General features: G+C 68.6%; 13 protein-coding genes and 1 pseudogene. 3 read left to right on the top strand and 11 right to left on the bottom strand.

Annotated elements, in window-relative coordinates; all coding sequences use genetic code 11:
• Nucleotides 1–695: pseudogene (locus AB0D14_RS40620) on the top strand (hydrolase); the annotation flags it as partial.
• Nucleotides 696–852: 157 nt separating this feature from the next.
• On the opposite strand, the gene mnmA reads toward AB0D14_RS40620, so the two are convergent.
• The gene (mnmA, locus tag AB0D14_RS40615) at nucleotides 853–1,998 is read right to left on the bottom strand and encodes a tRNA 2-thiouridine(34) synthase MnmA (protein WP_362789213.1); all 1,146 of its coding nucleotides are present in this window, start codon (nucleotides 1,996–1,998) and stop codon (nucleotides 853–855) included.
• 72 nt (nucleotides 1,999–2,070) lie between these two features.
• Here mnmA and AB0D14_RS40610 point away from each other — a divergent pair, with 72 nt between their 5' ends.
• Entirely contained in the window at nucleotides 2,071–2,853 is a 783-nt protein-coding gene (locus AB0D14_RS40610; protein ID WP_362789210.1) for a peptidoglycan recognition family protein, read from the top strand.
• A gap of 28 nt (nucleotides 2,854–2,881) precedes the next feature.
• Here AB0D14_RS40610 and AB0D14_RS40605 read toward each other — a convergent pair whose 3' ends face one another.
• From AB0D14_RS40605 to AB0D14_RS40595, 3 genes are all read right to left on the bottom strand, one after another.
• Nucleotides 2,882–4,051, bottom strand: coding sequence for a cysteine desulfurase family protein (locus AB0D14_RS40605; protein WP_362789207.1), 1,170 nt, complete (start codon nucleotides 4,049–4,051; stop codon nucleotides 2,882–2,884).
• A 116-nt stretch (nucleotides 4,052–4,167) separates the two neighbouring features.
• Nucleotides 4,168–4,437, bottom strand: a complete 270-nt coding sequence (locus AB0D14_RS40600; protein ID WP_362789205.1) for a DUF4190 domain-containing protein — start codon at nucleotides 4,435–4,437, stop codon at nucleotides 4,168–4,170.
• A gap of 64 nt (nucleotides 4,438–4,501) precedes the next feature.
• Nucleotides 4,502–4,669 (bottom strand): hypothetical protein, encoded by a 168-nt coding sequence (locus tag AB0D14_RS40595; protein ID WP_362789203.1) that lies wholly within the window; start codon nucleotides 4,667–4,669, stop codon nucleotides 4,502–4,504.
• A gap of 216 nt (nucleotides 4,670–4,885) precedes the next feature.
• On the opposite strand from AB0D14_RS40595, the gene AB0D14_RS40590 reads away from it, so the two are divergent.
• Nucleotides 4,886–5,527 carry a TetR family transcriptional regulator gene (locus tag AB0D14_RS40590; protein ID WP_362789200.1) on the top strand — a complete coding sequence of 214 codons (642 nt, stop codon included), beginning with the start codon at nucleotides 4,886–4,888 and terminating at the stop codon, nucleotides 5,525–5,527.
• A 272-nt stretch (nucleotides 5,528–5,799) separates the two neighbouring features.
• Here AB0D14_RS40590 and AB0D14_RS40585 read toward each other — a convergent pair whose 3' ends face one another.
• The 7 genes from AB0D14_RS40585 to AB0D14_RS40555 form a co-directional block, all read right to left on the bottom strand.
• The gene (locus AB0D14_RS40585) at nucleotides 5,800–6,660 is read right to left on the bottom strand and encodes a thioesterase family protein (RefSeq protein ID WP_362789197.1); all 861 of its coding nucleotides are present in this window, start codon (nucleotides 6,658–6,660) and stop codon (nucleotides 5,800–5,802) included.
• Between the two features lie 125 nt (nucleotides 6,661–6,785).
• Nucleotides 6,786–7,448, bottom strand: a complete 663-nt coding sequence (locus AB0D14_RS40580; protein WP_362789194.1) for a trimeric intracellular cation channel family protein — start codon at nucleotides 7,446–7,448, stop codon at nucleotides 6,786–6,788.
• An 83-nt stretch (nucleotides 7,449–7,531) separates the two neighbouring features.
• On the bottom strand, nucleotides 7,532–8,818 hold the full coding sequence (locus AB0D14_RS40575; protein WP_362789191.1) for a dipeptide ABC transporter ATP-binding protein: 1,287 nt from the start codon (nucleotides 8,816–8,818) through the stop codon (nucleotides 7,532–7,534).
• A 23-nt stretch (nucleotides 8,819–8,841) separates the two neighbouring features.
• On the bottom strand, nucleotides 8,842–9,939 hold the full coding sequence (locus tag AB0D14_RS40570) for an ABC transporter ATP-binding protein (RefSeq protein WP_362789188.1): 1,098 nt from the start codon (nucleotides 9,937–9,939) through the stop codon (nucleotides 8,842–8,844).
• On the bottom strand, nucleotides 9,936–10,934 hold the full coding sequence (locus AB0D14_RS40565) for an ABC transporter permease (protein WP_362789222.1): 999 nt from the start codon (nucleotides 10,932–10,934) through the stop codon (nucleotides 9,936–9,938). Before AB0D14_RS40565 ends, AB0D14_RS40570 begins: the two co-directional genes overlap by 4 nt.
• A gap of 119 nt (nucleotides 10,935–11,053) precedes the next feature.
• On the bottom strand, nucleotides 11,054–12,841 hold the full coding sequence (locus tag AB0D14_RS40560; RefSeq protein ID WP_362789185.1) for an ABC transporter substrate-binding protein: 1,788 nt from the start codon (nucleotides 12,839–12,841) through the stop codon (nucleotides 11,054–11,056).
• Between the two features lie 62 nt (nucleotides 12,842–12,903).
• Nucleotides 12,904–13,917 carry an ABC transporter permease gene (locus AB0D14_RS40555; RefSeq protein WP_362789182.1) on the bottom strand — a complete coding sequence of 338 codons (1,014 nt, stop codon included), beginning with the start codon at nucleotides 13,915–13,917 and terminating at the stop codon, nucleotides 12,904–12,906.
• Nucleotides 13,918–14,159 lie beyond the last annotated feature (242 nt).

The following is a 14,159-nucleotide window of genomic DNA, read 5'->3' as shown; positions in this document are numbered from 1 at the left end:
CAGCCACGGAACAGCTCCAGGAAGCGGGCATCAGCACCCTGAAGCCCTCCGACTCACCGACCCCCGAAGCACCCAAGGCCCCGTCCGCTCCGGCCAAGGCACCTCCGGCCGCGACCGAGACACAGAAGGCGGACGGAGCCGGGGGCGGTGGCGGCGGTGGCGGTGGCGGTTCCGAGGAGAAGGAGAGCAAGGCTCCGGAGAAGACCGCGGCGACCGCCGTCCAGAAGCTGGCCGCGCAGGACCCGGGCGGGCGGCACATCTGCTACCGGGCCTTCGTGACGGGCAAGGGTTGGATGGACGCGGTGTGCGACGGCCAGACAGCCGGCACGGTGGGCAAGGAGACGCCGGTCAAGGCCGTCAACATCGCCGTGTCCGGAACCAAGGGCACAGCCGGTGCCGCCTTCGTCCACGACCCCGGGTCGACCAACGGCGAGGGGCACTTCCCCGAACCGTGGTCGAGCGCCGCCGACGGCATCGACAACTACCTCGGCAGCACCAAGAAGGACGCCCCGAACATGCTGGGGTTCACCATCAACGTGGACGGCGGCAAGGGCAGCGTCTGCCAGACCGCCCACGTCCACAACGACGCCTGGCTCAACCAGGAATGCGACGACCCCAAGTCCGGGTTCGACTTCACCTACTCCGGCACCCACAATAACGACCTCTGGCTCGAAGCGGTCAAGCTCACGGTGTGACCCAACCGTCTTCCCGCTGCCACGCTGCCACTCGATGGCCAATGCCTCGGGCGTACGCCCGTCGAGAGCGGCGAGACTGTCGAACTCACCCTCACCGGCGCCGGGACCGCTTGCGGTCCCGGCGACTGACGGCGGCGTGCCGGACGGCGGCGGGCGATCAGACGGCGGCGGGCGGCCAGACGGCCGCAGCCGCCCGCTCCGTCGTTGCGATCGTCGCCGAGCCCACCACCCGCGTGCCGTCGTACAGGACGATCGCCTGGCCCGGGGCCACACCGCGGACCGGCTCCGTGAAGGTGACCTCCAGGGAGCCGTCCACCAGCTCTGCCCGCACCTCGGTCTCGCCGCCGTGGGCGCGGAGCTGGGCCGTGTACGTGCCGGGGCCGGTCGGGGCCGGGCCGCACCAGCGGGGCCTGATGGCCGTCAGGGCGGAGACGTCCAGGGCCGCCACGGGCCCGACCGTCACCGTGTTGTCCACCGGTGAGATGTCGAGGACGTAGCGCGGCTTGCCGTCGGGCGCCGGCGTGCCGATGCGCAGCCCCTTGCGCTGGCCGATCGTGAAGCCGTACGCACCCTCGTGGCTGCCGACAACCGCGCCGGACTCGTCGACGATGTCACCCTCCGCCTTGCCGAGACGCTTCGACAGGAAACCCTGGGTGTCGCCGTCGGCGATGAAGCAGATGTCGTGCGAGTCCGGCTTCTTGGCGACGGCCAGGTCCCGGCGCTCGGCCTCCGCGCGGATCTCGTCCTTCGTGGTGAGCGTGTCTCCGAGCGGGAACAGCGCGTGCGCGAGCTGGCGGTCGTCCAGCACGCCGAGGACGTACGACTGGTCCTTCGCCATGTCGGAGGCTCGGTGCAGCTCACGGGTCCCGTCCTCGTTCACCAGCACCTTCGCGTAGTGGCCCGTGCAGACCGCGTCGAAGCCGAGAGCGAGGGCCTTGTCGAGCAGGGCCGCGAACTTGATCTTCTCGTTGCAGCGCAGGCAGGGGTTCGGGGTGCGGCCGGCCTCGTACTCGGCCACGAAGTCGTCCACCACGTCCTCGCGGAAACGCTCGGCGAGATCCCACACGTAGAACGGGATGCCGATGACGTCCGCGGCCCGGCGGGCGTCGCGGGAGTCCTCGATGGTGCAACAGCCGCGCGCGCCCGTACGGAACGACTGCGGGTTCGCCGAGAGGGCGAGATGTACACCGGTCACGTCGTGCCCGGCTTCCGCGGCACGGGCGGCGGCGACGGCGGAGTCCACGCCACCGGACATGGCGGCCAGTACGCGGAGGGGGCGGGGGCGCTGCGAGGTCTCAGTCATAACCCTTCCAGGGTACGGGTCCAGGGGAACCGGAGCCCACGAGTATCCGTTCGACAGAACATGCACGGTCACATGGGGGAGACGACGAACGACTCGGACGGGCACGGCGGCGGCTCCGACACGCGCGGCGGCGACTCCGACCGACGCATCGGGCGCCGCGCGCTGCTCATCGGCGGGGCCGCGGCCGCCGTGGGCACCGCCGTGCTGGCCCGGGACGAGCTGGGGCGTCTGTGGTGGCGCACACCGGGCGTGGACAAGCCGCGCGAGGAGGGCGCGGTCGACTTCCGGGGAGCGCACTGGGTGGCGGCTTCATCGGCGAACTGGCGGAGGGCGGACCGGCCCGAGGACTTCGGCATAGACCGCGTGATCATCCATGTCACGCAGGGCAGTTACAACAGCGCGGTGAAGGTCTTCCAGGATCCCGGTCACGGCGCCGCCGCGCACTACGTCGTCAGCCAGGGCGGCGACATCACCCAGATGATCCGCGAGCTGGACGTGGCCTTCCACGCGGGCAACCGCGAGTTCAACGAGCGGAGCGTCGGCATCGAACACGAAGGCTTCGTGGACCGGCCGCAGGACTTCACGGACGCGATGTACGAGGCTTCGGCCCGCCTGACTGCCCGGATCTGTGCCCGGTACGACGTTCCTGTCGACCGGGACCACATCATCGGCCACGTCGAGGTCCCGGGCACCGACCACACCGATCCCGGTCCGCACTGGGACTGGGACCGGTACATACCCCTGGTGCGCAAGGCCGCGAAGCGGGCGGCCGGCCCGACGGCCACTCCGACAGGCACCTCGACGGCCACCCGGAAGGCCGAGCCGTCCACGCGCGGCGCGTGTGAGGCGGCTTGAGTGTCCCTGGGCCTCTCCTGCCGCGGCACTAGCTGAGTCCGGCCGTCCTCGCCCGTTCCACCGCCGGGCCGATCGTCTTTGCGACCGCCTCGACGTCCGCCTCCGTCGAGGTGTGGCCGAGGGAGAAGCGGAGGGTGCCGCGGGCCAGGTCGGGGGCGGTGCCCGTGGCGAGGAGGACGTGGCTGGGCTGGGCCACCCCGGCCGTGCACGCGGAGCCCGTGGAGCACTCGATCCCCTGCGCGTCGAGCAGCAGGAGCAGCGAGTCGCCCTCGCAGCCGGGGAACGTGAAGTGGGCGTTCGCGGGAAGGCGGCCCCCGTCCGACGGGTCACCGCCGAGGATCGCGTCCGGCACGGCCTTGCGTACCGCGTCGACCAGGTCGTCGCGCAGTCGGCCGATCTCGCGGGCGAACCACTCCCGCTGCTCGGCGGCGGTCCGGCCCGCCACGGCGAACGCGGCGACGGCGGGTACGTCCAGGGTGCCGGAGCGCACATGCCGCTCCTGGCCGCCGCCGTGCAGAACCGGTACGGGGCTGTACTCGCGGCCGAGCAGCAGCGCTCCGATGCCGTACGGGCCGCCGATCTTGTGGCCCGAGACGGTCATCGCTGCGAGCCCCGAGGCACCGAAGTCGAGGGGGATCTGTCCGAAGGCCTGGACCGCGTCGGCGTGCAGCGGGATGCCGAACTCCCCCGCCACGTCCGCCAGTTCACGGACCGGCATGACCGTGCCGATCTCGTTGTTCGCCCACATGACCGTCGCGAGGGCGATGTCGTCGGGATTGCGGGCGATGGCCGCGCGCAGGACCTCGGGGTGGACTCGGCCGTACCGGTCGACCGGGAGGTACTCGACCGTGGCGCCCTCGTGCTCGCCGAGCCAGTCGACGGCGTCGAGGACGGCGTGGTGTTCGACGGGGCTGGCCAGGACCCGGGTGCGGGCCGGGTCGGCGTCACGGCGGGACCAGTACAGGCCCTTCACGGCGAGGTTGTCGGCCTCGGTGCCGCCGGAGGTGAGGACCACCTCGCTGGGACGGGCGCCCAGGGCGTCCGCCAGGGTCTCGCGGGATTCCTCGACCGTCCGGCGGGCGCGACGGCCGGCGGCGTGCAGGGAGGAGGCGTTCCCGGTGACGGCGAACTGGGCGGTCATCGCCTCGACCGCCTCAGGGAGCATGGGGGTGGTCGCGGCGTGGTCGAGGTATGCCATGGTAGGCCCGATTCTAGAGCCCGCTCCATGGTGGCCCGGTCGGGCGGGGGCCGTTTGTTCCTGGCCCGGAGGTCCCCCTCGCCGCGCGGAGCGCCTGTCCGCGGCACGCGCCGGGCTCAGAAGCTCCAGGACAAGGTGTTGTCCGCCGACATGAAGGCGGCCAGGACCAGAAGGTCGGCGATGCCCAGGCCGAGGCCGAGGAAGGCGCGTCCGCGGCGGGTGGTGCCCCGGAGGAGGGCCGTCGAGGCGAGGATCATGGAGAGGGGGCCGAGGAAGACGTTCAGGGCGAGCAGGCCGACGAGGCCGAGGATGAACGACGCGACGGCCATGCCGTCGGCGTCACGGGCGGCGCTCCGGCGCCGCGGGGCTGCGGTGGTGAGTTCCATGTGTCTGCTCCCAGCAGGCAGTCGTACGCGGACAGGTGGCGGCGGTTCAGTCGGTTCAGTCGGTTCAGTCGGATGAGGTCTCGCGGCGCCGGCCGTGGCGTTCGCGGATCGCGAAGACGGCCAGCCAGACGCCGATGACCACAGCGGCGACGAGGGTGAAGGAGAGCGGTGCGTGGGCCACGGTGCCCAGCACGACGCCCAGCAGCAGAAGTGCGGCGACGAGGAACAGCATGAGTGCCTCTCCTGGAGGTCCGGCGAGTCGCCGTGTCCCGTCTCACACCCGGTTGCTTCCGGGTACTCACGAGTACTTCCGAGTACTTCCGGATTCCTCGAATGTTTCAGGGACTCGGCGATTCGGTGAACGATTGTGGTAACAGTTGTTCACTGACTCCAGAGTACCGCGTCCGGTGACTTTCCAATCACGGAGAACAGTTGTTAACTGCATGGCATGAGTCACAGTCTCGGTGTCCGGCAGGCACAGAAGCAGAAAACCCGGCAGGCGTTCCTCGACGCCGCGTTGGGCCTGCTGGAGGAACAGAGCCTCAGCAGCTTGGGCCTGCGTGAGGTCACCCGCGCCGTCGGCGTCGCCCCCACCGCCTTCTACCGGCACTTCCACTCGACCGCGGATCTCGGCGTCGCCCTGGTCGAGGAGGCGCTGGGCAGCCTGCACCCGATGATCTCCGTCACGGTGTCCGGGCCCGGCCACGGCCCCGGCGACAGCGACAGCGACAGCGACGAACGCATAGACCGTGCCGTCGCCCTGATCGCCCGTCACGTGCGCGAGCATCCGGCGCACATCCGGTTCATCGCCCGCGAGCGCAACGGCGGTGTACAGACCGTACGGGCCGCGATCGCGGAGCAGATGGACCGGTTCGCCGACGAGGTGAAGGCCGAACTGGCCAAGCAGGGCGAATCGGCGGGCTGGAGCGACGACGACTTGCTGATGCTCGCCGGGCTGTACGTCGACCAGATGCTGATGACCGCCAGTACCTTCCTGGAGGCGGCCCCGGAGGAAGAGGAGCAGGTGGCCCGGGTGGCCAGACGCCGGATGCGGCTGATCAGCATCGGCCGCCGTCACTGGCTGGGCTGACGCCCCGCCGGCCGCCCGGACCGCGAGCAGGTCAGCCCTGAGCCTGCCCAGTCTGCTGCCCCGAAGTGCCGTTGCCGCTGCCGCTGCCGCTGCCGCTGCCGTTGCCCGACGAGGCATGAGGGCAACTCCGTTGCATGGGCCGGTGAATGCGCCGTTGCATGGGCCGCATCCGAGAGGCGTATGCAACCAACCGACCCTGAGCCCCGCTTGAGCCCGCGCTGCGCCCCACCTGTGGTCAGGGCAAAGGGCGGCTCAACTCCGGCGTACGAGCATCAGCCGAGCCGTACGCGGGCCAGTTGGCGCGACTGGGCGACGAGCCGGTCCGCACTGTCCCAGACCTCGGCGTCCTCCTCCAGGAAACCGCCGGCGAGGTTGCGGGTGGTGATGGCGACCCGCAGAGGACCCGGCGCCGGACGGCAGCGCACGTGCACGGTCAGCTCGACGGTGGGCACCCAGCCGGACAGGCCGATTTCGAAGGCGGTCGGCGGCAGCGCGTCCACCGCGAGGAGCAGCGAGAGGGGGTCCGCGTCACGGCCGTCGGCAAGGCCGAACCAGGCCCGCATCTCGCCTCTGCCGGACGGCGATCCGAGCGCCCAGCCGAGCGTGCCGGGGTCGAGCTTGAGCATCAGCCGGTCGGTGATGGCTGAGCTGCCGGGGACCGGGACGGGGCTGTCGGCGGGCCCGAAGCACTGGTCGATCGGCGGGATCGCGGGCGGCTTCGCGACCGTACGGACGTCCTCGGGCAGGTCGTCGAGGTCTCCGTACGAGGCGAGTACGCGGATCCGCTCGACCTCGCGGCCCTCGTCGTCGTACTGGAACAGGGACGCCTGACCGGTGGAGAGGGTGCGACCGGTACGTGCGACCTCGGTGCGCACGACCGCGGGACCCGGCCGGGACGCCGTCAGGTAGTGCGCGGAGATCGTGAACGGGTCGGGGTGCGGCAGGGCGTCCGCGAGCGCGCGGCCCAGGACAGCGAGGAGATAGCCGCCGTTGACGGCGTTGATGATCGTCCACCCGGCGGACAGGTCGATGTCGTAGACACCGGGTTCGCGTCGGGTGACAGCCGTGTCGCGGTCGAACTCGCTGTCGCCGATCCTGGCCTGTAGCGCGTGCAGGGAAGCTGCTTCTGACATATCCGAACGGTACAACAGGTAATTACTAAGCGGTAGCTTTCTCTGTTTCGATCACGTGAACCGCAGGTCCGGCCCAGTCCGGCGCCGCACTCAGGCACCCCGACCCAGCGCCCCACTCCGGCACCTCAGTCCGGCACCTCGACCGCCGTCGAGCGACGGTGCCACGCCCGGGGCGCACGCCAGTGGTACCGCATCGCGAGCAGCCGCAGCGCGAAGGCGGTGACAGCGGCGAGCGCCGAGGTGAAGGGAGTCAGCATGTCGTAACGGATACACAGGACGACCATCGTGGCGCCGACGATGGCGGGCACGGCGTACAGGTCACGGTCCCAGCGGAGCAGCGACGGCACCTCGTTGGCGAGGACGTCCCGCAGCACCCCGCCGCCGACGGCCGTCGCCAGGCCGAGGGTCACGGAGGCGGTGAGGCCGAGCCCGTACTCGTACGCCTTCGTCGTGCCGGAGACGCAGAAGAGGCCCAGGCCGGCCGCGTCGAAGACGTTCACCCCGAGCTGGATCCGCTCCACCTCCGGGTGGAGGAAGAACACGAGCGCGGTGGCGAGCAGCGGGGTGAGGAAGTACCCGAGGTCCGTGAAGGCCGCGGGCGGCACGGCCCCGATGACCAGGTCCCGGAACAGTCCGCCGCCCAGGGCGGTGACCTCGGCGAGGACGGCGATGCCGAAGACGTCGAAGTTCTTGCGCACGGCCAGCAGCGCGCCGGAGATCGCGAAGAAGAAGATGCCGACCAGTTCGAGTGTGTGCTGAACGGAGGGAGTGAAGAGTTGCTGAAGCACCTCACTATTCTCACCCAGCACTGAGCCCCCGCCTTACATTGCAAGGCAGGGGCTCGGTACTGCTTACTTCTTCTCGGTGCTGCTCACTTCTCCTTGGCGGGATTGTCGCCGGCGGGAGTGTCGCCCTCGGAGGCAGCCTCGGCGGGAGTCGCCTTGGTCGGCGTCTCCGCCTTCGCCGGCGTCTCCGTGGCCGTCGCCGGCTCCCCGACCTCGGCCGCGACCGCCGCCGAGGTCGCCGCGGACTCCGCGAGGACCTCGTCGGCCACCAGCTCCGCCGCCCGCTTCGCGACGGTCAGCAGCACGGTGTCCTGCGGGGCCTGGTCCTCGAAGTTCTCCGGGTGGTGGCAGGCCACCTGCTGACCGGGCTTCAGTTCCAGGAGCGGCGGCTCGGCGGTCGTGCAGATCTGCGTGGCCTTCCAGCACCGCGTGTGGAAGCGGCACCCGCTCGGCGGCGAGATCGGCGAGGGCACGTCTCCCTGGAGGAGGATGCGCTCGCTCTTGGCGGACTTGCGCCGCGGGTCCGGGATCGGCACGGCCGACATGAGCGCCTTGGTGTACGGGTGCATCGGCGCCTTGTACAGCGACTCGCGGTCGGCCAGCTCCACGATCTTGCCGAGGTACATCACGGCGATACGGTCCGAGACATGGCGTACGACGGAGAGGTCGTGCGCGATGATCACGTACGTGAGGCCGAGCTCCTTCTGGAGGTCGTCCAGCAGGTTCACCACCTGCGCCTGGATCGACACGTCGAGCGCGGAGACCGGCTCGTCCGCCACGACCATCTTCGGGTTGAGCGCGAGCGCGCGGGCGATGCCGATGCGCTGGCGCTGGCCGCCGGAGAACTCGTGCGGGTAGCGGTTGTAGTGCTCGGGGTTGAGACCGACCACCGACAGCAGCCGCTGGACCTCCTTCTTGATGCCGCCCTCGGGCGACACGCCCTGGAGCTTGAAGGGGGCGCTGATGATCGTGCCGATGGTGTGGCGCGGGTTCAGCGACGAGTACGGGTCCTGGAAGATCATCTGGACGTCACGGCGCATCGGGCGCATCGCGCTGACCCCGAGGTGCGTGATGTCCTTGCCCTCGAACTCCACGGTGCCCGCGGTAGGTTCGAGCAGCCGGGTGATCAGCCGGCCCATCGTCGACTTGCCGCAGCCGGACTCGCCCACGACACCCAGGGTCTCGCCGGACTTGACCTCGAAGTCGAGGCCGTCGACCGCCCGCACCGCGCCGACCTGCCGCTGGAGCAGGCCCTTGCGGATCGGGAAGTGCTTCTGCAGCCCGGTCACCTTCAGGATGGTCTCGCCCGGGGCGGCGTTCTTGATGAGGGTCGCACCCGAGGCCGCGCCCTCGCTCCGTGCGCGGTTGGCCACTGGTTTGTCCTCTGCTTTGTCACTCACAGCTTCGGCGCAATCTCTTCGGTCCAGATCCGTTCCCGCTGCTCATGCGTCATGTGGCAGGCGGCCCAGTGCTGGCTGCCGACCTCGGCCAGCTCGGGGCGGACCGTGCGGGTGACGTTGTCCTTAGGTACGTCCGCGTACGGGCAGCGCGGGTTGAAGGCGCAGCCCGACGGGATGTTGATCAGCGAGGGCGGAGAGCCCTTGACCGGGATCAGCCGCTCGGTCTGCTCACGGTCGAGCCGCGGCATGGAACCCAGCAGACCCCAGGTGTACGGGTGCCTGGGCTCGTAGAAGACCTTCTCGGCCGGACCCCGCTCGATGCAGCGACCGCCGTACATCACCAGGATGTCGTCGGAGAGTTCGGCGACGACGCCCAGGTCGTGGGTGATGATGATGACCGCGGAGCCGAACTCCTTCTGCAGGTCCCGGATGAGGTCGAGGATCTGCGCCTGGACGGTCACGTCCAGGGCGGTCGTCGGCTCGTCCGCGATCAGCAGTTCGGGGTTGTTGACCAGCGACATCGCGATCATCGCGCGCTGGCGCATACCGCCGGAGAACTCGTGCGGGTAGCTGTCGATCCGCTTGTCCGGCTGGGGGATGCCCACCCGGTCGAGCATCTCGACGGCCCGCTTGCGGGCCGCCTTCTTGGCGACCTTGTGGTGGATCTGGTACGCCTCCACGATCTGCTGGCCGATCGTGTAGTACGGGTGCAGCGCCGACAGCGGGTCCTGGAAGATCATCGCCATCTCGCGGCCACGCAGCCTGCGTACGTGGTCCGGGTCGGCGGAGAGCAGTTCCGTGCCGTCGAGCCAGATCTCGCCGGAGATCTGCGCCTTGCGCTTGCCGTACTGGCCGGTCGTGTGCAGGCCCATGATGCCGAGCGAGGTCACCGACTTGCCCGAACCCGACTCGCCCACGATGCCGAGGGTCTTTCCCTTCTCCAGCGAGAAGCTGAGCCCGTCGACGGACTTGACCAGCCCGTCGTCGGTCGGGAAGTGCACCTTCAGGTCGCGGACTTCGAGGAAGGCGGAGGGAGTGGGTGAGTCCTTGACGGGCTCCCCCACAGCGGCTCCGCTCTTGCTGAGTTCGGTCATGAGAGCCTCACTCGGGGGTCGATCACGGCGTACAGCAGGTCCACCAGCAGGTTCGCGACAATCACCGCGAGCGAGGTGATCAGCGTGACGCCCAGGATGACGGGCAGGTCCTTGTCGCTGATCGCCTTGAGGACGGCCTGGCCGAGGCCGGGAAGGCTGAAGGTGGTCTCGGTGAGGATCGCGCCACCGATCAGCGCTCCGAGGTCCATACCGAGCATGGTGAGGATCGGCGTCATGGTGGAACGCATCGCGTGCTTTCCGATGACGACGGGTTCTGTCAGGCCCTTGGCGCGGGCGGTACGGATGTAGTCCTCGCCCAGGACCTCCAGCATGGTCGCTCTGGTGATACGGGCGTACATCGCGGCGTAGAGGAAGGCCAGCGTGACCCAGGGAAGGATCATGCCGCCGAACCAGCCGGTGAAGCTCTCTTCGAGTGGCACGTACTGGGCGTCGAGCCAGCCCAGCCCGTAGCTGAAGATCGCCAGTGACAGCAGACCGGTGAAGTAGATGGGGAGCGAGACGCCACCGAGGGCGATGACCATCGCGCCACGGTCCCAGAGGGACCCGCGCTTGAGCGCGGAGAGCACACCCGCCGCGACGCCGCAGATCAGCCACAGCACAGCGGCACCGAGCGCGAGAGCCAGGGTCACTGGGAAGCGGTCGGTGAGCACCGGCCAGATGGCCTGCTCGTTACGGAAGGAGTAGCCGAAGCAGGGGGCCGCGCACTCCGTGACGTCACCGCCACCCGAGTACGTACGTCCGACGAAGAGTCCCTTGAAGAACTCCCAGACCTGGACGAAGATCGGGTCGGCCATACCGAGCTTCTGCCGCACGGCCTCGACGGCCGCGGGGTCGGCCTGCTTGCCCACGAACATCGTGGCGGGGTCCACGCCCGCCCAGCGGGGGACGAGGAAGAAGATACTGAAGACCACCAGAATGATGACCACCAGCATCACTGCGGCGGCGAAGAGCCGCCTGATGAGGTATGCGAGCACTGCTCTCGGCCCGGCGGCGGTGCCATGGGCCACCCGGAGGTCTTCCGGGTGGCCCACAGGTCACGCCGCGCCGGCCTTCACCTGCCTTTCGTACCGTATGGCGGGTGCGCCGGTCGGGATTACTTCTTCAGACCCAGGTTCACGAAGTCGTACGTACCGCTGTAGTTGTCGGTCGTGTAGACGTTCGCGAGCCGGTTGGAGCGCCAGTTGATGAACTTCTCGAAGACGAAGGGCAGGTAGTAACCGCCCTCCATGACCTTGTGGTTGATCTCCGTGGAGATCTCGGTCTTCTTCGTGTCGTCGAGCTCCTTGACGAAGTTGTCGAAGAGTCCGTCGATCGACTTGTCGTCGATCAGGGCGAAGTTGTTGTTGGCGCTCTCGAGGATGTACTTGCTGTCCCAGAGGGGCATGCCGTAGCCCTGGACGGACGGGAAGTCCGGGCCCCAGCCCATGATGATGATGCCGTAGCCCTTCTTCTTCACGTTCGAGGGGCTACCGATGATGCCGCTGCTCTGCGCACCGTCGTACTGGTCGATGTCGACGGTGACGCCGATCTTCTTCAGCGACGCCTGCAGGGACTCGGCCGTGGCCACCTCGACCGGCTTGTTGTTGCGGACCGCGATGGTGGTCTTGAAGCCGTTCGGCTTGCCGCAGGCCTTGAGCTCTTCCTTGGCCTTGGCGACGTTGCCGTTCTTGTTCGTCGTGGCCGCCTTGTACGGGTCGTACTTCTGACCCTCGGAACCCGGGACCGACGGCGGCAGCATGTTGGTACCGATGGCACCACCGGCGATCGGGCCACCGCGCGCGGTCTGCAGCGACTCGTGGTCGGCGCCGTAGATCACGGCCTTGCGGCAGTGCTCGTTGTCGAACGGCTTGACGCTCTGCGGGAAGGCCGCGTAGCGGATGTAGCCGGAGACCGGGTTGTCCAGGTTGTCCCTGTGCTGCTTGAGGGCCGTGGTGCGGCCCTGCGGCGACAGGCCGGTCTGGTTGGCGTCCAGGTCGTAGTCACCGTTGATCAGACGCTGGTCCATGTCGTTGGCGTTGGTGAAGAACGTCAGCGAGACCTTGTCCGGGTACGCCTTGCGGACCGGGTCCGAGGACTGCTTCCAGTTCTCGTTGCGAACCAGGACCAGCTTCTTGTTCGGCGTGTACGACTCGAACTTGTACGGGCCGGACGAGAACGGCTTCAGGCCGTACTTCGACTTGGTGTCCTTGTCCTGGCGCACCGGGGCCGCCGAGGTCATGGCCAGCATGTTCTCGAAGTCCGAGTTGACCTTGGGCAGCTTGAAGACGATGGTCTTGTCGTCCGGGGTCTCGACAGCCTTCAGACCCAGCTTGTCCTTGGACTTGTCCTTGTACGGACCCTTGTACTCGTTCTTGGGGTCGAGCACGTCCTTCAGGTAGACCGGACCGCCGGAGAGGACGTCCTGGGCCCACATGCGCTCGATGCCGTACTTGATGTCCTTGGAGGTGATGGCCTTGCCATCCTCCCAGGTGATCCCGTCACGCAGCGTGTACGTGTAGGTCTTGCCGCCGTCGGTGATCTTCGCCGTGCTGGTGGCGAGGTCCGGGGTGTTCTCGGCACCCGCGGCGCCGGGCTCCGCCTTGCCGGTCACCAGGGTGCGGCTGTAGTAGCGGGAGAAGTTCCACATGAAGCCGTAGTAGCCGCGCGTGGTGTCCCACGAGTCGGCGTCCTGGGCGCCGGCGAACTTCAGCTCGCCGCCCTTCTTGGCGAGGGAGGCCTGGGCGACCTTGTTGTTCGCGGCGTTGAAGCCGGCCGCGCCGTCCTTCGAACCGCCGTCGTCGTCGTTGCCGCCGCCGCACGCCGCCGTGGACAGCAGTGCAGCGACCACGGCTGCGGCGGCCACGGCCTGTTTGCGCCGCCCTGTGGTGCGTTGGGTACTCACTCGGATCCTCCGATATGTAGCGGCCCGTCGACGAATGACGGGTCCCTTTGGGGTACGGCAGTTCAGCGGGAGCCCTTCGGGTCGAGCGCATCGCGTACGCCGTCGCCGAAGAGGTTGAAGGAGAGCACGGTGATGAAGATCGCCACACCCGGGATCACCATGTACATGGGGTCCGAGTCGTAGTAGTCGATCGCGGCGGAGAGCATCTGGCCCCACGAGGCGGTGGGCGGCTTGACGCCGACGCCCAGGAAGCTGAGCGCCGCCTCGGTGAGGATATTGGTCGGGATCATCATCGTCGTGTACACGATGATCGGAGCGACCAGGTTGGGCAGCAGCTCCTTGAACAGGATGTAGAACCGCCCGGCTCCGAGGCTGCGCGCGGCCTCCACGTACTCGCGTTCGCGCAGCGAGAGCGTCTGGCCGCGCACCACACGCCCGACATAGGGCCAGCCGAAGAAGCCGATCACCAGGATCATGACGAACAGGCGCACGCCGGTGCCGGTCAGGCCGAGCATCTCGTTCGGCATGACCGAGACCAGCGCGATGATGAAGAGCAGCTGCGGGAAGGCCAGCAGACCGTCCATCACGCGGCTGATGGCCGCGTCGACCCAGCCGCCGAAGAAGCCGGCGAGCACGCCGAGGACCGTGCCGAGCACCACGGCGACCATGGCCGACAGGAAGCCGACCAGCAGGGAGATCCGGGCTCCGTAGACGATCCGGGCGAAGATGTCCCGGCCGCTGACGGGTTCGACACCGAGAAGGTGGTCCCCGCTGATACCGCCGTAGGAGCCGGTGGGAGTCGAGAAGAGCGGGTCGATCAGGTCCTCGTGGTGAGACTCGGGGTCCTGTCCGACCAGGTTCGTGATCACGGGAGCGAGCAGCGCGATAGCGATCAGCACGAGCACGACCACGCCGCCCGTCAGGGCCAGCTTGTCCCGCTTCAGGCGCTCCCAGGCGATACGGCCGAGGGAACGTCCTTGTACCGCCTTCGCCTCGGCGGTGCCGGCAACGAGCGCCGCCTCTTCGGCCGCGCTCGGTGCGGCTTCGGCCGTCGGCTCGTGCAATGGTGCCGTCATCGTGGCAGGGACCCCTCTCAACCGGCGGTAGCCGGCCCACGCTTGCCGCTGTAGCGGCGTGATCAGTCCGTCATACAGACAGGAGGTTTAAAACCCCCTGGACCGGGAGTCTTCAACGCCTCGGTGATCTGTAGCCAGACCTGACGGTGAATGGATGCGTAAACGTGATGCTGTTAGGTGGGTTCCGTTATCCGAACGCCGGGTAACGGGGGCCGGACACATGACACTTGGGGCGAAAGGTG

The organism is Streptomyces sp. NPDC048484, from assembly GCF_040651415.1.
Lineage (GTDB): Bacteria > Actinomycetota > Actinomycetes > Streptomycetales > Streptomycetaceae > Streptomyces.
The sequence above is the reverse complement of the archived record's forward strand: the minus strand, read 5'-3'. Positions and strand labels throughout refer to the sequence as shown.

Bases quoted from the DNA above. Each gene is read 5' to 3' on its own strand.
- mnmA (WP_362789213.1), bottom strand. From the start codon at position 1,998: ATGACTGAGACCTCGCAGCGCCCCCGCCCCCTCCGCGTACTGGCCGCC.
- AB0D14_RS40610 (WP_362789210.1), top strand. From the start codon at position 2,071: ATGGGGGAGACGACGAACGACTCGGACGGGCACGGCGGCGGCTCCGAC.
- AB0D14_RS40605 (WP_362789207.1), bottom strand. From the start codon at position 4,051: ATGGCATACCTCGACCACGCCGCGACCACCCCCATGCTCCCTGAGGCG.
- AB0D14_RS40600 (WP_362789205.1), bottom strand. From the start codon at position 4,437: ATGGAACTCACCACCGCAGCCCCGCGGCGCCGGAGCGCCGCCCGTGAC.
- AB0D14_RS40595 (WP_362789203.1), bottom strand. From the start codon at position 4,669: ATGCTGTTCCTCGTCGCCGCACTTCTGCTGCTGGGCGTCGTGCTGGGC.
- AB0D14_RS40590 (WP_362789200.1), top strand. From the start codon at position 4,886: ATGAGTCACAGTCTCGGTGTCCGGCAGGCACAGAAGCAGAAAACCCGG.
- AB0D14_RS40585 (WP_362789197.1), bottom strand. From the start codon at position 6,660: ATGTCAGAAGCAGCTTCCCTGCACGCGCTACAGGCCAGGATCGGCGAC.
- AB0D14_RS40570 (WP_362789188.1), bottom strand. From the start codon at position 9,939: ATGACCGAACTCAGCAAGAGCGGAGCCGCTGTGGGGGAGCCCGTCAAG.
- AB0D14_RS40555 (WP_362789182.1), bottom strand. From the start codon at position 13,917: ATGACGGCACCATTGCACGAGCCGACGGCCGAAGCCGCACCGAGCGCG.